Consider the following 19,366-nt stretch of genomic DNA (forward strand, 5'->3'; position numbering starts at 1 on the left):
TAACCCAAGAACTGATCCTGTGAAGGTAACTAAACCACTATGGACTTTCAGTCCATAGTTTTGGTTGTCAGATTTAAAGTCTGCACGTTGCTAGTCTTCAATTATGAAGTTAACATTATTATTTTCATTCGGGTTTCTGTGATGATGCAAATATTGATTTACCATTTCATCTGTAATATTACCCGCACTCCAACATCCAAAACCTATTGCCCAAAAATGACGACCCCAATATCTTCTTTTTAAGTCTGGAAATTCAACTTGTAGTTTCCTTGAAGAGCGTCCTTTCATTAATTTAACCAAAGTGCTTACATCTTGGGAAGGACGACATTCAATATGCATGTGTACAACAACACTATTGTAAAAAAAGGAAAACTGTATATAATTGACGGAAAAACCAAAAAGGATGAGGAAATTACAATTAAAGTAATCAATTATTCCGAAAGAGTAGTATTGGAAGATATTGTATTCACTAAAAAATAAAACATCTATTTCATTAAAACAAATGGCTCGTAAATCCTGATTGGAATCTAGGATTTACGAGCTTTTTTTGTTTAAAATTTATAATTGTAACCCAATCTAATTACTTGGGTTTCGTAGTAATCGGTGCTTTTGTATTTGAATTCTTGACCTTGAATTTCTTTTTGGATCACCAATGTATTAAAAAGATCGGTTGCATTTAAAAAGAACTCTCCTTTGCCATTTTGGACTGATTTTTTAATACCTAAATCTATAGAGAAACGAGAAGCAATTTTGCCTTGCGGAATAATATCTGGCGCCAAATAAATGGCTGTTACTTGTGCGTCTACTTTTTTGGATAAGTGCAGGGTATTGTTCCATTTAATGTTTCCAGAGAAAATGCCTTGCTTCTCTGCTGAAAAAGTATTGGAAACTGGATACTTATTTTCAACCGTAAAAGCATTAATTTGATTGTGATACGCATTCAAATTGAAGTTGAACGAGTACCATTTTACAATATCTTGCGAAAGAACCATTTCAATACCTGTATTATAGCTTTTATCTGCATTTTGGAAAATAGCATAAATTAAATTGCTATCCGGAACTGTCGATGCAATTCGAGTAATCGTAGCATTTGCAAAACGATGGTAGGCTGCCGAGTAAAAATATCCTTTTTTCAAGTTCGTTTTATACCCTAGTTCAAATAAATTGGTGAACTGCGGGCGAAGTGCAGGATTCCCAACCTTGATAATTTCGGCATCATCATATTTTGGAAATATTCTAATATCGACTTCATTTGGCCTGTCTACCCTTCGATTGTAAAATAATGATATTTTATTGTTGTCATCGATTTTGTATGCCATTCGCACATTTGGGAAAGGTTGGGTATAATTGTAACCGTCACTTTTATACGTATTATGATCTGGATTGACATTGTATTGCAAATCTACATATTCTACACGCAAACCAATTTCGGCTTCAATTTTATTGGTCTCAAAAATATAGTTTCCGTATACAGCAGGAATAATTTCTTTGTAAGTTGCTTGACCGCCAGCACCGCTGTCTATTGGAGAGTTTTCTCCTGGAAAGAATTGCATATTGGTCGGAATATCTCTTTTTCGGAATTTAAACCCAGTTTCAATTCTTCCGTATTTTAAGGGTTTGATGTAATCGATATTGAAATCGGCTACTTTTTCATCGGATAACAATTTGAAAGCATCTTTTCCGGTATAGGTTGGCATAATATTATCAAAAAAATATTGCTCGTCCTCTCTATGAAAAGTATAATTTAAACCAATATTTAGCAAACGTCCCGCTTCTTTAAACTTGTGCTGGTAAGCAACAGTGGCCATAGCGGTGGTTTTTAACTCATCTTCCAAAAATTGCCAAAGACGCAGTCGTTCCGAATAATTTTCATTAAAAAAAGGTTGGTCTCCGTTGTCAATTATTTTTTCGGTTCCAAATAAACCGGAGATTGTTAGTGAATTTTGTTCGTTAATATTCCAATCAATTCCTGTTTTCAACGTAGTGAAATGAGTATTCCGATTTCTTTTTGATTGTTGATTAATAACAGTCCCATCGTTGTAGGTTCGCATTACAAACTCATTCTTATTGAGCGTTTCTGTATAAAGATAATCTCCTTGAAAAAAAGCATTGATTTTGTTTTTTCGATAATTGAGAGAAAGTGTCGGATTAATTTTTGGCGTTAATGAGTATTGCGGACGAATCGTTGGCAAATTTTCTTTTCTTTCCCATAAAGCACCCAATCCTGAGGTAAAACCCACTTTACCGTTGAATCCTTCTTTTTTGTTTTTCTTGTAAATAATATTTATAATTCCGGCGTTTCCGTTGGCATCGTATTTTGCAGAAGGATTATTAATGATTTCAATTTTTTCTATGGCAGATGCGGGTATATTATCTAAGCCCGACTGATTTCCAAATCCTGTTAATGCGGTTTGTTTCCCGTCTATTAATACTGTGACTTTGTCGTTGCCTCTAATTTGCACTTTCCCGTCTTGAACTGAAACCCCCGGTAAATTTTGCATTGTTTGCAAAACAGAACCTCCGCTCTGGCTGATGTTATCTGCCACAGAAAAGGTTTTCTTATCCATTTTCTGATTAATCGATTCTTTTTTGGAAACGATCACGACTTCATTTAAAACAGTAGCATCTTCTTCCAGTTCAATAGTTCCTTCATCTAGAAATTCAGAAAGTGAACCTACATAAATAGGTTGGCTTTTTGTTTTGTATCCAACAAATGTAAATTCTAGAAAATAATTTCCTGCAACTATATTCGAAAATGAAAACCTACCCTCTTCGTTGGTAACAGTTCCTGTAATTAAAATAGTATCTTTTGTGGTTTTCAAGAGTACATTTACAAACGGCAAAGTCTCTTTTGAAGCTTTATCTTTTGTAATACCTGATATTGTGACCACTTTGTTTTGCCCGAATGATTTAGAAATTGAGAGTATTATAAATGAAACTAATACTATTGTTTTTATTCGCATTGTTTTGATTTTTATCTTTTATTAAAAATTTAAAGGACAAAATTGCGAATGAAATTGGAAGAAATATTGAATTTTAGAATCGAATTTCGAAAATATGGAGTTTATCTTGGTAATTATAACTGATTTCCCAATTATTATTCTCTGCGATTTTCTTGATAATTGATAATCCCAAGCCATTTCCTTTTGAGGACGGGTTTACTTTAGAAAAACGTTCGAACAATTTGGCTGTTTCAAGCGATTTTGATAGGCCAGTGTTAGAAAAGAGCAAAGAATTCTTATTCAATGCAACATTTATGCTGCCATTTGCACAATTATGGTTTATGGCATTTAGAAACAAATTGCTTATCAAAATTTCAGACAAAAACAGATTCGTTTTAACAAATGTATTCGTTTCTAAATCCGTATTTATGCTGATATTTTTTGCTAATGCTTGTTCTTTAAAAAAGTCTAATTGGTTTGTGATAACCTCATTTAAAAGAACTTCTTCCGGAATGTTATATTGTTTGCTTTCTATTTTGGATAAAAGCAAAAGATTTTTATTTAATCGATTGAGCCGAGTTGTTGTATCATTTAATTTGCCCAATATTTCAAATTGTTCTTCCGATACATCGTCTCTTTGCAATAATGTTTCCAATTTTCCTTTAAAAATTGCGATTGGCGTTTGCAATTCGTGTGCCGCATTCTCAATAAATTCTTTTTGGCTTTTATAAATTCGTGTATTTTTTTCAATCAATTTATTTATTGCCAGATTGAGTCGATTGAATTCCTCGATGGAATTTGAAGTTAATTTTGGATTGGAACTCTTATCAATTTCAAATTTCTCAATTTGCTCGAGAGTGTCATAAAATGGTTTCCAAAGCGTAATAGACAATCTTTTGGTAATAATGAATAAACCAACCAGAAGAATTAAAATAATCATGGTAAAGACCATTAAGATACTGATAATAAAATCCTCATTGTCAACCAGATTTATTCTGGCAGAAAACTGGTAAGGCTTATCATTAATTGTAACAGAAGAATTGAGCACACGATAGGGCTCGTTTTCTTTGTCTAAATTGTTATAATAACTATGGCTGTACAGCGTGTCTTTAGAAATTATTTTTTGAACTTTCTCTATTTTTATATCCCTATTCCATTTGTTCCAAACCGCAATATCCTTGTCTTTTAATTCCGGAGCATACAACAACTCGAATTCTTCTTTTTGAAGCATTAAAGCTTCGTCAGTTTCGTGCAGATACATTAATTGCGTAATAAAAAAGAATAATGGCGCTGCCAACAGCATCACTATTAAAGAAAATGAAACATAGTATTTTAACGTAGTATGTAATAATTTTTTAGTCATTATTCCATTTATAACCAATTCCGTAAACCGATTTTATGTAATCATTGCTTCCGGCATCGTTTAGCTTTTTCTTTAAATTTTTAATGTGAGCATACACAAAATCGTGATTATCCAGCATATCTGCCATGTCTCCCGAAAGGTGTTCGGCTATGGCACTTTTAGACAAAACCTTGTTCTTATTCCCAATTAGAAACAACAATAAATCAATTTCTTTCTTGGTGCATTCGATTTTCTTTTCTCCAATTTTTACCGATTTGGCCAATGTATCGACTTCAATTTCATTGAATTCAATTTTATTGTTTCCGTCAAATTTTTTTCTTCTTACCAAAGCCTGAATTCTTACCAACAACTCTGAGAGGTGAAAAGGTTTCGTCAAATAATCATCTGCTCCAAGATTGAAACCTTCAATTTTTGTTTCTAAAGTTTCTTTTGCCGAAATTATGATAATTCCATCCGATTTGTTTAGCGTTTTCAGCTCCTTCAAAACAGTAAATCCATCACCATCCGAAAGCATTAAGTCTACCAAAATACAATCATAATCATACATAGTAATTTTGTCTAAAGCCGTTTGATAGGTACTTGCAGTTTCGCAATGAATATCATTTGTTTTTAGATAACTTTTTATGCTGTTGGCAATTTCAATTTCGTCTTCGATGATTAGAATTTTCATAATGCAAATTAACAATTCAATTTTGAATGGAATTTGAATTTAGGAATTTAAATTATTATTTTCTAAATTCAACTAATATTTCATGCGTGTAAAATTCTGGTAACAACCAATTTAAGATTATTTGTAGTCCTAAAGATAATCTTCCTGTTTTTGAGAGAAGCTTCTGAAAATTCAATATTTCTTCAAAATTGATTTGCAGCTTTGACTATTATAAATTTTCAATTAAATAGCGATGAAAAAATTAGCAATGGTTTTAGCTTTAAGTATGTTGACATTTATTTCTTTTGGGCAAAAAGTCAAAGACAAAAATGTCCCACAAATAATCAAGAATGCTTTACATCAAAAATATCCTGATGCCAAGGGAGTAAAATGGGATAAAGAGAAAAACAATTACGAAGCCAGTTTTGATAAAAATAATGTAGATAATTCTATATTGATTACTCCTGAAGGAAAAATTATTGAAATGGAAACGGAAATACAAATTACTGAATTACCTAAAAATGTCACAGATTACGTAAAAAAACATTACACTGGGCAAAAAAATGTAGAAGCTGCAAAAATTACTGATGTAAACGGCAAAGTTACTTTTGAAGCTGAGATAAAAGGAAAGGATTTGATTTTTGATAGCAACGGAAATTTTATCAAAGCAACTAAAGATTAATTACGATGAAAAAGACGTTTTTTTACACAACAGTTACCTGAGTATTGCAGGATGTGCAAGTTGTATGATGCTGATTAAAGATATTTTATCGTTTAAGCAAAATATGTCAAGGCCTTTATTTCTTATTTCCATAAATAACCAAAATGTCTGTATGCCAAGTAAAAAAGTGTTAGCCAAATAATAACTATTACTGTTGCAAAAATCCAATTGCTCTTTTTCAATTTTTGCGGATTGTCCTTTACATTTTGTCTGGCTTCTATCAACACGGCAGTAGGAATTAGTTTGATAGAAAGTCTAATTAAAAGAGGAACAATAATTAAGTCGTCAAGATATCCTATAACAGGGATAAAGTCTGGTATCAAGTCAATCGGACTTAACAAATAGCCAACTGTTAGTCCTATGAGAATTTTTGCAGACAGCGGTGTCCGTTTGTCAGAATAGGCTACAATCAAAACTTGTACTTCCGATTTTAATTGTCTTGCTTGTTGCTTTAGTTTCTCTATTAATTGCATTGTAGTTTTTTTTAGTTTTCCGCAATAAGCGATTATACTTTTTGTCTCGTAGGTTATGAGTTTGCTATCATTACTGATTTAGTAAATCTAACTTTGTTATCAATAATAGAATCCCAGTCCCAAAGTTGCATTTTTTCCAATAGAAAATCCCTCGAGAAAATTTCATCTATTTGTTTAAACCCTATCCATTGGTAACCTTCATGCTCATCAGATAAATAAATAGTATCTGTCAGCATCTCACTAAAGTATATAACACCCGTAATTTGACATTTATCATTATGCATATAATTCCAAGTATCAATCACTTTAATTGGTTTAATTTCAATATTCAGTTCTTCAAATATTTCTCTTTTCAGCGTTTCTTCGGCAGTTTCACCAAATTCCATTCTACCACCGGGCAAGTCCCATAATTTTCGACCATCTTTGAGATTATAAACCGCTAAAAACGTATTGTTTCTAATAATTAAGGTTTTTACAGAAAAGAATATTTTTTTATCCATATCAATTAATCTTAGTAATTTAACACAGCTCCTTTTTTTATTTATTTTTTAAAATTTAGAATCTAAAGCTATAATGTTTTGATGTCCGCTAATAAAGTTTAAAGCTACTTTATTTTTTTGGTTGCAGATAGTAATTGTTTCTAATTGGAGAGACACCGCTAATAACTTATAAATATCAAGACCAGAACAAGAACTAATGGAAGGAGCGTTTATGCATTATGAAATCAAGTACTAAAGAAACATTGTTCCAAAAACATACCTCGCTTAAAAGTCCCGAAACTACGGTATAAGCGAGGTTGTTTTTTATGTTATTTAGTGTCGATTTAGATTTTTAGAGAAGTTGGCAACGGCTGCCACTGTCGTGTAGTGCTTACATTCACAATGTTTATAATCTAATTTTTATTCCACCGTTCAATATAAATCCATCTGTTGGCGTGTAAACTTCTCTAAATTGTGGATTTTGAATTGTTCCAGAATGCATGTTTTCCCATTTCGATTGTCGGCTGTCCAAAAAGTTTTCAAGGTTCAAGAATAAACTAAAATATTTAAACTTGTATTCTCCCGAAACTCCCATAACCCAATAATCCCTAACTTTTTCGTTGTTTGTCAAATACTGATTTCCAACATAAAAGACCTCGTAAGCAATTCGCAATTTTTCTTCCCATTCATACATTACGTTTGCGTTTATCCTATGTTTTGCGGTTAATGGATTTACTGTAGAATTATTATCGAAATTTTTATGAGCGTCAATGTAAGTGTAACCTATGTAACAAGAAATATCCTCAAAACGAAGTTTTACGTTTGTTTCAAAACCTTTAGTATCTATATTTCCATTGGCATTTTCAAAGGCATAATTTACTGTCAGCGGAACCGGATTAAGAACTAACGGTTTTTTGATAATGGTGTAAAAAAACATTTGATTAATGGCAAAACTTACCTCGTCAAAAATGGTAGTTTTGTAATTGACATCAGCATTTAATCCATATGATTTTTCAGGATTGACTTTTGAAAAGTCCAGTGAATTTATATTTTGAAACGCTTTTTCTTCGGTTTCTTCCGAGAAAATGGTAAGTGATTTGTAGCCTAAACCACCGCCAAATCGTGAAGATAATTTTTCGTTGATTTTATACAATAATGACAAACGAGGCAAAACAAAAACATTGCTTCTGTTTGTAATGTCTAAACGTAAACCGCTTTCCAAAATAAATTTTTCGGTTATGTTCAGATTGTTTTGAGCAAAAATACCAAAGGCAGCATTGTAATAATCTAATTTGTCAGCGACTAAATTCATTTGTTTGAAATTATCCGAAACTAAATTCGCCCCCAAATTCCATTCTGATTTTTCGTTGGGGATTAGATAATTGGCTTCTGTAAAAGTGGCTATTTGTTGTCCTTCAAAATTATAAGTTTGTTTTTCTATTTTTCGGTTAAAATATCCAACGCTATTTTTAATTGTCAATATATTTTTATTGTCAAATGTTTTTTCAAATTTTGCTTGTGTCGAATATCGATTACTGTTATTTCGCTCAAAGAACGTATGCGTAGCATCTGATTTGTTATCAATCACTTGCATATCTCCACCAATTCGTTTTTCAAATCCTGCATTTACACCTAAACTAAATGTTGTTTTTTCGTTTGGATAATAGAAAAATTTTGGACTTATGGTATATCTCTCGAATTTTGGAATATCCGAAAACCCGTCATTATTTACATCGTATGCTTTTTGGGAATTACTTGAAGCGTAAATTGTAAGTCCTGATTTCTTGTATTTTCCAGCATAAAAACCACTTAAATCCAACGCTTGTGTTTGATTTATGTTTGCTAAAAATGAAATTTCTCTTGTGTCGGTTGGTTCTTTTGTAATCAGGTTTATCAATCCCGCAATGGCTCCGCCGCCATAAAGCGTTGAAGTGGAACCCTTAATGACTTCCACTCGTTTTAAATTCAAAGGTGGAATTTGCAAGATACTCAAACCACTTGCAAAACCTGAATACAATGGAAAACCGTCCTGTAAAAGTTGCGTATATTTTCCGTCTAAACCTTGAATACGAATACTCGCACTTCCCGAAACTTGGGAAGTTTGTTGCGTTTGAATTCCTGTGCTTTCGGTAAGCAACATTTTTATATTCCCTGGTTGCATTGAAGATTTTTCTTCTAATTCGCCCGCTGCAATCGCTTCGATTCGAGTTGGAGTATTTTTTATTGTTCGGCTACTTCTTGTTGAAGTAACTTTAACTTCTTCTAATTCTTCCGATGATGGTTCTAAAAATATTTCAATAGTTTCATTTTGTGGGAATAAAATGTTTCTTTCAATTTTTCGATAACCAAAAGAACTGAAAACAATGGTTTGTTTACCGTTGGGGATGTTTTCAATTACTACAAAACCTTTTTCGTCAGAAGTGGAACCGTTTTGAGTTCCGTTTAGGAATACAGAAACGCTATCGAGTGCTTCCTTTGTTTTTTCATCTTTGATGATGGCTTTAAAAGTGTTTTGGGCTGTTGCTAAAAATGGAAATAGCAAAAGAATGAATATTATTTTTTTCATTTTAAATTTAAATAGAATTGTTCTGAAATAGTAAAACTGACAACTGCGTAGCAATTGCCTAAAAAAGTCAAATCAAAAATTCATCAAATCAAGTAAGAAGAATGTAGAATAAAAAGCTTATCCCGTTTTGGAAAGAAAGAGCTTTTGTAGAATGAATTGCATTTAGAGGCAGGTAGAATTGCACTTAAATGGAATTGGATTGATGTATCACAATTAATGTCGCAATGCGGAATACTTTGTGTTACACTGTTTGCAAAGGTTTGGTTGCTAAATTGTTGAATATAGGCATGACTTTCATTTTCAAAATTAGCCTTCTCCTCGGTATCCGAAAATTCAAATACGGTGTTGACATAGCAACACGATATCAAAAGCAGAAGTACTATTTTAATGTATCCTTTCATCGTTGCAAATGTATAAACAATAATATTATTTTGTTGGAAATTGATGTGCTCTTTTGTCGGTTTATCTATTTTTTATACGGTCTCGGATCATTTCACACAACTTATAGATAAACGTCGTATATTTGTAAAGTAATGAAATTTTCAACACTCATATTAGCAACAATAATTTTATTCCTCGCTATTAAGCCAGGAATAGATTTGATTTCATTGCAAAATAATAATGAACAAACTTGTTGTGACGGACAATGCAAACCGACTGCTGACAACGAAAAATCATCCAGCCAACAAAAACAAAAAGACGACCGTTCGGGAAAATCCTGTAATCCTTTTCAAGTTTGCAGTTCTTGTGTGTTGCAATGTTCTACAAATCAGCTTGCTGAAATATCTAAACCTAAAATTTCAACTAACCAAAATTTTACTTACCAATCAGTTTTTACTTCTCAATTCGCACCTGACTTTTGGCAACCTCCTAAAATTGTTTAACAATATTAAATTAAACTTTTGCTCCGACAACTTCGAAGCAATATTTCTTTATTGTCAACAATTTTAAAATCAAAAAAATGAAATTTATAAAATCATTAGTTTTGGTATTCATTATATTGATTACCTCAACAAGCATTGCGTTTGCTCAAAAAACAACACAAAATACCGACAGCACAAAAACGGTTACCATCAAAGTAAAGGGAATTACTTGTTCTATGGACTTGAAAATGATTGCTGCCAATGTTGAAAAACTGAAAGGCGTTAGCAGTTGCAAATCAGGAAAAATGGGAACAACCTCTTCATTTGAAGTAAAATTCAATCCTATACTGGTTACCGAAAAAGAGATCTACAGAGTCATCGAGAACACAGGTAGTTGTGAAAATCCAGACGAAAAATCATATAAAGTAAAACAGTAAACAACTGATAAAGCGGGGTTTGTTCTCTCGAATAAACCTTGCCTTATTTTAAAAAAATCACAATGAAAAAATACATCTTCATTGTTGGTTTACTGTTCCCGTGTGGTTTATTAGCTCAAACCATTTTAGGAAAAGTTACCAACGATAAAAAGGAACCGCTTATTGGCGCAAATGTATACTGGCTTGGCCAAACAACAGGAACATCCACAGCCGACAAAGGAGAATTTGAAATTACAAGCAAAGACATCAGCAATAAAAAATTAATTGCAAGTTTTGAAGGACATTCATCCGATACAATAAAAATTACCAATCAAACATTTGTAGTATTCAAGTTGAAAAAGGAAAACATATTAAATGAGGTTGTTATTAAAAAAAACAGAGATAAGGTTACATTATCTAATTTGATTGCTATTAAAACAGAAATCATTACTCAAAAAGAATTGGGTAAAGCTGCTTGTTGTGATTTAGCAGGTTGTTTTGAAACACAAACGACTGTGCAACCACAAACAACTAATGTAATTACCAACTCAAAAGAGCTTCGCATCTTGGGGTTATCTGGCGTTTACAATCAGGTTTTGATTGACGGTTTCCCAATGATACAAGGTTTGTCATACACGTACGGGATTAGTGGAATTCCCGGAACATTGGTTGATAACATCTATGTTTCAAAAGGGGCTAACAGTGTATTGCAAGGGTATGAAAGTATTAGCGGACAAATTAATGTTGAAACCAAAGACCCTGATAACACTGATAAATTATTGCTTAATGTGTATATGAATAATTTTGAAGAAAAACATTTTAATGCCAACTATGCTTTGAAGAAAGGCAAATGGAGTAATCTTACTGCATTTCATACAGTTCAACCTGCAAATAAAATTGACAGGGACAAGGATAACTTTCTCGATTTACCCCTATTGACACGCTATATGATTTCAAATAAATGGAAATATGGTAATGATAAAGATTGGGGCTGGAGCAGTAGAGTTGGTTTACGATTTTTGAATGAAAAACGAATAGGAGGTCAAACATTCTATAATCCAGATATCGACCAAGGAAGTACTTCTATTTACGGGCAAACGGTTAATATTAATCAGCCTGAAATTTGGGCAAAAACTGCTTATCGTTTTAATGACAATCATAGAATAACTTTATTTGTTTCTTCATTTCACCAAGACCAAAAATCTTTTTTCGGAACGGTAAAATACAACGCACAGCAAACGAATTTTTATGGTAATCTTCAATATGAATTGGGCTATTCCCAAAGGCATTCATTAAAAACAGGTATCAGTTACCGTCTCTTAAATCTCAATGAAGACATTGCTTTTACTGACACATCTTTACAAAGAACTTATGCGGGTAATTACAAAAAAGTAGAGAATATTCCGGGTGTATTTGCTGAAAATTCAATGAGTTTTTTCAATGACAAATTAACTTGGATTGCCGGTATTCGTGGCGACCAACATAACCAATTTGGTTTTACTCTTACTCCGAGAACCTTATTAAAATATGATGTTAGCCCGAAAACTGTTTTTCGTGCCAGTATCGGAACAGGTTGGAGAACAGTTAATTTATTCAGTGAAAATATAGGCTTGTTAGTTAGTTCCAGAGATATTGTTTTTTCAGAACAGTTAAGACCTGAAAGAGCTACAAATTTTGGAATTAACTTAACTCAAAAATTTGAGAGCAATAATCTTTCAGGTTATATTAGTGCAGATTTTTATAGAACTAATTTTCAAAATCAAATTTTTCCTGACTATGACAGCGACCCAACAAAAGCAATTATTAAAAACTTCACAAGTACAAGCATAAGCAATGGTTTTCAGACTGAGCTTTATTTGAAAATTTGGAATCGCTTTGAATTTAAAGTGGGCTACAACTTTTTAGATGTTTACAGAGAAGTAAACGGAGGTAAGCAATTCCTACCGTTTAACCCTGCACATAAAGTTTTGACGACATACAGTTATAAACCCTTAACAAACAAATTCCATTTTGATGTAAATATCCACTGGTATGGTGAACAGCGTTTACCTAATACAAAATCAAATCCTATAGAATTTCAACGACCTGATTTTTCACAACCTTATACTTTAGTAAACGCTCAATTTACTTATATTTTTAAAAAGGTTGAAGTTTATACAGGGTGTGAAAATATTTTTGATTTCAGACAGAAGCAACCTATTATCAGTTGGCAAGACCCATTTGGTCAATACTTTGACACTTCATCTGTTTGGGGGCCAACAAGGGGACGGGAAATATATGTTGGCATTCGTTTCAAACTTATAAATGAATGAACCAAAACGTTGAGTTAAACAAAAAAAGGTCACCAAGTATCTAGCGACACTCGCAATTGTCATAGGTAAAACGAGAAGTGCTAACTCTCCTCAAATTTGAAATGTAATCCCCTCATCTCATTATCAAAAAACATAATGCATATAAAAAAAGATGCCTCAGCATCTTTTTTTATATATTCTTATTCCTGTTTACAAACAAACTTCGTTTAAAATGACTTAAACGAGGTTGTTTTTATATTGTTTCATACCGATTTAGGTTTTTTGGAGCGGTTGTACAACGGCTACTGCTGTAGGTACAGTCTTTTATTATTCGGTTAAATTTGGAATAAATTCCTGTATTATTTTCCATTCGTTTTCATAGTAGTTATTGTTTGTAGGTTTTCCACTTGCATTAAAACTTTCGTATGTCAATCTATTTATTTCACTAGAAATATTTTTAGGGAAAACTTTATAAGTTATTTCGTCAAAACCTTGATACATTACTTTGTATCCTTGCAAATGTAATTGTTCTCTGTTTGAAATATTTTTAGTTTTATGTGCTTTAAAAATTACTTCTCTTCCTTTTTTTATTTTTAAACCAATTATTGTGTCTTCTTCTACTAATTTTAAATAAAGAATTTTAGCATTTGGATTTTTTCCATTAGAATAACTGTAATCTATTCTTTTGTCAATTAGCGTTTGAACATATACTTTATTTATATGTCCATTGTCGTAACATTGTAGTAAGAAACCATTTTTATGTTTCTCTTTAATTGGTAATGAAAATAACGCTTCATTTTCTGAAAAATTTAATAATTTGTATGTGCCGTTTTCAAATAGATTAAAATAACGTAATGTAGTTTCACTAGATTCACTTATTTCAGATTCCATATTTGAAAAAAGATTATTTTCTGGACTTTTAATAGTTTCTTCCTCCATTATATCTATAAATGATCTATGTTGATATTTCGAATTTGAATTATTGCTAGAAGATATAAGAAAATCTTCTTCAAATTCTTCATAATTATCTTCTTCTTCAACTTCAACTTCTACATATTCAAGAACTGGAATAAAATGTTCTATTTCGTCTTTTTTAGTATTTCTATTGACAAAATCAACCATTTTTTCAATTTCATTACTCGGATTTCTTTTGTAAGCCGAATATAAAACTCTATAAACTTTCCAACCGACTCGCTCTAAAAACTCTTGTCTTTCAACATCGTAAGCCACATCTTCGGGTAAGGAATGAAATGGGTCGCCATCACATTCAATTGCAACTCTTTTACCATTGTTATGAACTACTAAATCAAGTTTGAAATTAATATATCCCTGTTTGTTTGATTTGTGATTATAATAAGTTTCATTTTCTTTTACTTGAAATTGAGGTTCAATAAAACGAAAACCATTTTTAATTAATTGATTAGCAATATCGAATTCAAACCAACTGTCAAAAGGATTTGGAATGTTATATAAATTTCTTTCTATGTTGATTTCGTCTAAAACCAACTCTTTTATAGGTTTTACTTCTTCGTAAAAGAAATTTAATATTTTATTTCTAAAATCTTGGGGATTCAAATCTTCTGATTTTACAGAGTGAAATAAAATCATTTGCTCTTTTGCTCTACTTAAAGCAACATTTATTTTTTTAAACTCATCTTGGTCTGATAAAATTGCTCTTGGTTTTGCATTTTCATTATTATTTAGTTTTTGAAAATCTAATGCAACCCCTAAAGAAACAAGCATGACATCTCTTTCATCTCCTTGAAATTTAGGTGAATCTTCTATAATTAATTTATGTTTGTCAATTTTGTCTTTACCAAATTCATTCGCTAAATCTTCCTTAATATCTTTTAATTTTTCGGTGTGCTTTGTTAAACCTAAACTTACTACACCAATTGTTTTATTTGCATATTTTTCATCATTTAAAATGTTTTTCAGGTAGTTCTTTATAAACTCTATTTCTTTGTACACTATTTTTTCTTCTGTAAATGCACCATCAATAAAAACAGGAACTTTTGGTTGAAGCCTATTTCCATTTATTTGTTTTAAAGGTCTTAAAGTGTTGTTATAAAAATTAGATTTTGAAAACTCAATAAGTTCAGGAACACATCTAAAATGCTCTTTTAATTCAAGATTTGAAGTTCCTGCAATCATTTTAGATAGAGAAAACAAACTATTGTCGCTCTTAATGTGAATAATATTAGAGTCCAAAAAGTCTAAATGTTTATTTTTAATTGCTTCAAAATCATTTCCATCAGCACCAGTTAGACTACTTGGCGAAGTTTGTTTATCGTCTCCAACGATTATCATATTTTCTGTATAATAACCTAATAATAAACTATTAAAATCTAATTGACTAGCCTCATCTACAATTATACAATCAAAAATTTCAGGTTCATGACCAACTGAATTTAAAACATCATTAAACTTCATAACCCAACAAGAAAGTTTTTTACTAATTTCAATACTATTCTTTCTTGTTAAAATTTGATATTTTGTTTTGTCTCTTATCGCTCTGTTGCTTTGTGTTAAATTATATCTATACTGTTCGAGTAGATTTATAAATTCATCAATTTCAGAATCATCAAATTTATCTCGAAAGTTACTTTTAGCTAAATCAAATAATATTTCACATTTAGTGTCGTATATTTTTTTGTTTATAAATGATAAATCTTCTTTAGTTTTTTGAATATTAATAAATTCATTTTTTATCAAATATGAATTTGCTATCGCAAATTCAAAATTTTCTTTAGATATAAATTCTAAAGGAATTTCATTAATTTTTTCAAAAGTAATTGGAATCATTGACTTAATGTAATGTTCTGATTTAGAAAATAAATTTTCTAAATTTAGATTATCATTTATTGATTTAAGTTGCACTAATAGTTCATCTAATATCTCTTTATTTGGTATTCTTTGAATAGGCAAATAGTCAATAAAATTTTTCTTTATTCTAGATTTTTCTAAAATTATACTTATTTCAGAAAGTGAATTAAAAAGTTCCTGATATTCTATCTCATATTCTTTGAGCTTTTGAAAATCATCTTTATATGCAATAGCTTTTTCTATTAATTCCTCAATTTTAAATCTATCAATGTTAGTAAATTTCGAGAAATTAATGATATTTGAATTATGTTGTATTTTAGTTACAACTTCCTTATTTATTTCAACTTGAGATATAAGTGAATTCAAAATTTCTTTTTTTGATTCTATATCTGCTTTGTCATCATAATCAAAACTAAAACCACTCTTTTTAAGAAGTTGGAAATTATTATTAATCAAAATTATAGCCTGAATAAAGTCTCTTAATTTAATAATGATTTGTTTTGTATTTGATCTAACACTATTAATCGTAATGTCTTCTAAATAAGAAACCTTTTTAAATTTTGAATCAAATTGTTTAGTTAAAAAACTAACCTTTTCATCTTTAATAAATGAAAGATATGTTTCAATGTCAAACAAATATTTGGTTTCATTTTCAATTATAGTTGAAAATGAAATGTTTGTTGTTATATTTTCATTATATTTTATTGGCTTAATTGAAGTTAATAAGTTGTCAATTTCTCTAGAGTTTTGCAATTTAATATCAGAGTTTGAATACTGGTTAAAAGATTCAATAATCTTAGATAAATCAATACTCAAAAATTTATCTTTCAATTCTTCATTAACATTTAGTAAAGAACTGATTTTTTTAATATTTTCTTGAATTTGAATATAATGTATAAAGTCAAAGTCCTTTATTTTTTGAGTTATTGAATTTAAATCAAAATCAATAATTTTAGAGTAATCTGTAGAATGATTTTGTAGATTTCTATAATTAATAATTGACTCCTTTAAATCATCAAAATTATTTAATTGTTCATTTTTCAATTCGTCATTAATCCAATTCCATTCTTTGGAATCTTTTTTTTCCAATTTTTCAACTATTTGAAAAGCTCTCAAATTATTAAAAGTTTCATTTAGAGAAATCATATTATACTCTTTCTCTAATGCTCTAATAATTGTAGTTTTAAGATTAATATAATTACTTTTTAAATTATTTAAATCTTTAATTTTAGATTCAATATTTAAAAAGAAATTATCGGTTAATATACTAGAGATCTTGCTTATACTACTTTCTAAAGAAAACCTATTTTTATTAGTTTCTAATTGAATTTTAGTAAAAATCAAATCGTCAAATGTTTCTGGAATTTTGTCCAAAAGTGACTCAAGTGCTTTGTCTGTTTGTGCAGTAACTAAAACCCTTTTTCCTTGAGCCAAAAGTGAACATAGAATATTTACTATTGTATGTGACTTTCCTGTTCCAGGAGGACCTGTTACAACTGTTAATCTGTTTTTTAGATAATTTTCATAAATCTGCTTTTGCTCATTATTGTATGGCAAAGGAAAAAAAACAGAAAAATCTTCTTCTGCATTTAAAGAAATGGCATTTTCTTTATTGTTTTCAAATAATTCATCAATAAAATAATTTGATTTAGGATAAGAGTTGTTATGCTCAATTTCAGGATTTCTTATTAATAAATTCAAAAGTTTAGATTCATTTTCATTTGAATTATTATAGTCAATAATTGAATCCGTTAATTTTTCAAAGAATCTCGGTTTTTTCTGTTTTATGTTTATTGTTGGCGAAAAAGAAATTTTAAAAAAATCTTCCCTAAAAGTATCACTAATAGGTTTTAATATTGAATCTTGAAATTCTGAATTCTCAGAAATTTTTTGAATATAATTTGATATTAATTTTTTAAAATCATTTTCATAAATATAATCAAAACCTAGTTCAACTACTTTAGATTCAAATGCGTCAATAATATTACTCAAAATGTCTTTTTCAATTGGTACACTGTTTAAGAAAAAGAAATCAGAGTATGGGTTTTCAGTTTCTGAAAAACCTAATTTTATTGCATTGTTTTTAGCAATGTCAAGTTTTAACGGAAAATGAAATAAATGTTGATTAGTTTTAGAAATATTGTTATTATGATTTTTCTTGGAGTATTGTATTAAACCAACACTTAAAACAATTTCTAAATTTGAATCGTTTTTAATGTCGTTAAATGCTCTATAAAACTTTGAGTATATTGATTTACTGAAAGAAAACTTTTTTAATTTTTCAATTTCTTTTTTTCCAATTTCAGAATTTTGAAAGTTTGTTAATTCGTTTTCGTCTTTGTTTATACTGCAAAATTTATTTCTTGCTTCATCAAATTCAATTGAATTGATAAAATTTTCAGGGATTTTTATATCAGGTTTATACGGTTTTTCTAAAGAAAAAATTATTGCTTGTTTAGTGAAATCATTGGAAAAAATCTCCGTTAGATTGGTTGTGCATATTTTAGATTCTACTAATTCTTTGATATCGTCAACCCAAATGAAATTAGAAGAAATGCTTTTTGATAAAACATCTTTAACACCTCTTTCAAGTAGTTTTTTATATTCTTTTAGAAAAGTTATGTATTGGTTTATTACACTCATTAATGTCTAAGTTCTTTATTTTCAAATATACAATTTCTTTTCTACAGTCAACTTGGGTAAAATTGTACCTAAATCGTAAATATACACAACTCCCAATTACTAACATATTATAACAAAAAATATTATGCATAAAAAAAGACACCTCTCGGCATCTTCTATTTCTTCACCCTATCCTTCCAACTACCATTTTTATCATAATTTTTCCTAAACTCATAAATCTTTCCTCTCAGGTAAAGACCTAAAAACCAAGCCACAATAAATCCTATTATTTCATACCATTCCATGCCTCAAATATAGAACGCATAGAGCCTTACTTATTTAGCCTAAAATCAAATAATCCTGAATTGATAAGTTTTAATCCTGAATTGATAAGTATTCGTATTGTTATAAAACAGAAAAAGATGCCTAGGCATCTTTTTCAATTATTTATTTCTTTTCTGAATTATCAGCAGAGTCTAATTCGTCATAATATGTTTCAAAATCGAAATCTATATTAAATAGTTCTCTTGGATGCACACGAAGACCTTTGGCAAGTTCTATAAGACTTGAAAGTTGACAATCAATTTTATTATTAGCAATATTACTTATCTTTCCACTATGAATTTCACATTTAGCAGCAATCTTTGCATAAGTAGTTTCCCCTTTTAAAGATTTTACCTTTTGTGCAATCAGTTCTTTAATTTCTTTTGTCTTATTTTCATTCTTCATTATTATCTTTTAATGCAATTTGAATAAAACTCAAAAAATAATCATTACCGAATTCGGTAATATGAATAAAATAATTATCTTTGCATAAAGATTACATTCAAAATTGTAATTTTGCGACTCTTCAAAAAAAACATTGAAGCATTCGCTTTGAATCTCGTATCAGAAAACTGGTAATTTTATAGGAACGAGAAGATAAGTACGATGCTCACGTCCCATGGCGTGGGCTCACTTATTGTTCCCCGGTATACCAGTACCTCTGATGCAGTAAGATGAGTTCCATGCCATTTTTTTGTCCAATATTTAGGCAAAACTCAACTTCAATTCTTAGCACCGCTTCCTTTTTTTAGTTTCGCAATACCATTAATTAATTGAATTAGTTGGGAAAGGCACTGCCACCGTCTGGCTGCAAAAGGCAACGGCAGTTGG

General features: G+C 30.2%; 13 protein-coding genes and 1 pseudogene. 5 read left to right on the forward strand and 9 right to left on the reverse strand.

Going from position 1 to position 19,366, the window contains the following annotated elements:
- Positions 1 to 90 precede the first annotated feature (90 nt).
- A pseudogene (tnpA, locus tag E0I61_RS08955) lies at positions 91 to 345 on the reverse strand (IS200/IS605 family transposase); the annotation flags it as partial.
- On the opposite strand from tnpA, the gene E0I61_RS16305 reads away from it, so the two are divergent.
- A complete protein-coding gene (locus E0I61_RS16305) occupies positions 334 to 480 on the forward strand; it encodes a hypothetical protein (protein WP_165930204.1) in 147 nt (48 codons plus the stop codon). The pseudogene tnpA and the gene E0I61_RS16305 overlap by 12 nt on opposite strands.
- Before the next feature lie 71 nt (positions 481 to 551).
- On the opposite strand, the gene E0I61_RS08960 is transcribed toward E0I61_RS16305, so the two are convergent.
- The 3 genes from E0I61_RS08960 to E0I61_RS08970 all read right to left on the reverse strand — a co-directional run bounded on the left by E0I61_RS08960 (position 552) and on the right by E0I61_RS08970 (position 4,975).
- Positions 552 to 2,963: an outer membrane beta-barrel family protein gene (locus E0I61_RS08960; RefSeq protein WP_132070793.1), complete on the reverse strand. Its 2,412-nt coding sequence runs from the start codon at positions 2,961 to 2,963 to the stop codon at positions 552 to 554.
- Positions 2,964 to 3,036: 73 nt separating this feature from the next.
- Positions 3,037 to 4,305 carry a sensor histidine kinase gene (locus tag E0I61_RS08965; RefSeq protein ID WP_132070795.1) on the reverse strand — a complete coding sequence of 423 codons (1,269 nt, stop codon included), beginning with the start codon at positions 4,303 to 4,305 and terminating at the stop codon, positions 3,037 to 3,039.
- Positions 4,298 to 4,975, reverse strand: a complete 678-nt coding sequence (locus E0I61_RS08970) for a response regulator transcription factor (RefSeq protein WP_132070797.1) — start codon at positions 4,973 to 4,975, stop codon at positions 4,298 to 4,300. Before E0I61_RS08970 ends, E0I61_RS08965 begins: the two co-directional genes overlap by 8 nt.
- Before the next feature lie 232 nt (positions 4,976 to 5,207).
- Between E0I61_RS08970 and E0I61_RS08975 the strand changes: the two genes are divergently transcribed.
- Positions 5,208 to 5,636, forward strand: coding sequence for a PepSY-like domain-containing protein (locus tag E0I61_RS08975; RefSeq protein ID WP_132070799.1), 429 nt, complete (start codon positions 5,208 to 5,210; stop codon positions 5,634 to 5,636).
- A gap of 122 nt (positions 5,637 to 5,758) precedes the next feature.
- Here the strand turns inward: E0I61_RS08975 and E0I61_RS08980 are convergent, their stop codons facing one another.
- The 3 genes from E0I61_RS08980 to E0I61_RS08990 all read right to left on the reverse strand — a co-directional run bounded on the left by E0I61_RS08980 (position 5,759) and on the right by E0I61_RS08990 (position 9,193).
- Positions 5,759 to 6,148 carry a YkvA family protein gene (locus E0I61_RS08980; protein ID WP_132070801.1) on the reverse strand — a complete coding sequence of 130 codons (390 nt, stop codon included), beginning with the start codon at positions 6,146 to 6,148 and terminating at the stop codon, positions 5,759 to 5,761.
- A gap of 53 nt (positions 6,149 to 6,201) precedes the next feature.
- The gene (locus E0I61_RS08985) at positions 6,202 to 6,648 is read right to left on the reverse strand and encodes an NUDIX hydrolase (RefSeq protein WP_132070803.1); all 447 of its coding nucleotides are present in this window, start codon (positions 6,646 to 6,648) and stop codon (positions 6,202 to 6,204) included.
- 385 nt (positions 6,649 to 7,033) lie between these two features.
- Positions 7,034 to 9,193 carry a TonB-dependent receptor gene (locus E0I61_RS08990; protein WP_132070805.1) on the reverse strand — a complete coding sequence of 720 codons (2,160 nt, stop codon included), beginning with the start codon at positions 9,191 to 9,193 and terminating at the stop codon, positions 7,034 to 7,036.
- A 533-nt stretch (positions 9,194 to 9,726) separates the two neighbouring features.
- Between E0I61_RS08990 and E0I61_RS08995 the strand changes: the two genes are divergently transcribed.
- The 3 genes from E0I61_RS08995 to E0I61_RS09005 all read left to right on the forward strand — a co-directional run bounded on the left by E0I61_RS08995 (position 9,727) and on the right by E0I61_RS09005 (position 12,784).
- Positions 9,727 to 10,077, forward strand: coding sequence for a hypothetical protein (locus E0I61_RS08995; RefSeq protein WP_132070807.1), 351 nt, complete (start codon positions 9,727 to 9,729; stop codon positions 10,075 to 10,077).
- Positions 10,078 to 10,154: 77 nt separating this feature from the next.
- The gene (locus E0I61_RS09000) at positions 10,155 to 10,493 is read left to right on the forward strand and encodes a heavy-metal-associated domain-containing protein (protein WP_132070809.1); all 339 of its coding nucleotides are present in this window, start codon (positions 10,155 to 10,157) and stop codon (positions 10,491 to 10,493) included.
- 62 nt (positions 10,494 to 10,555) lie between these two features.
- Positions 10,556 to 12,784 (forward strand): TonB-dependent receptor, encoded by a 2,229-nt coding sequence (locus tag E0I61_RS09005; protein ID WP_132070811.1) that lies wholly within the window; start codon positions 10,556 to 10,558, stop codon positions 12,782 to 12,784.
- 306 nt (positions 12,785 to 13,090) lie between these two features.
- Here the strand turns inward: E0I61_RS09005 and E0I61_RS09010 are convergent, their stop codons facing one another.
- The gene (locus E0I61_RS09010; RefSeq protein ID WP_132070813.1) at positions 13,091 to 18,232 is read right to left on the reverse strand and encodes an AAA family ATPase; all 5,142 of its coding nucleotides are present in this window, start codon (positions 18,230 to 18,232) and stop codon (positions 13,091 to 13,093) included.
- Positions 18,233 to 18,658: 426 nt separating this feature from the next.
- Positions 18,659 to 18,940, reverse strand: a complete 282-nt coding sequence (locus tag E0I61_RS09015; RefSeq protein WP_132070815.1) for a helix-turn-helix domain-containing protein — start codon at positions 18,938 to 18,940, stop codon at positions 18,659 to 18,661.
- Positions 18,941 to 19,366: the final 426 nt, after the last annotated feature.

It is taken from the genome of Flavobacterium ranwuense (assembly GCF_004349315.1).
In the GTDB taxonomy this organism is placed as follows: Bacteria; Bacteroidota; Bacteroidia; order Flavobacteriales; family Flavobacteriaceae; genus Flavobacterium; species Flavobacterium ranwuense.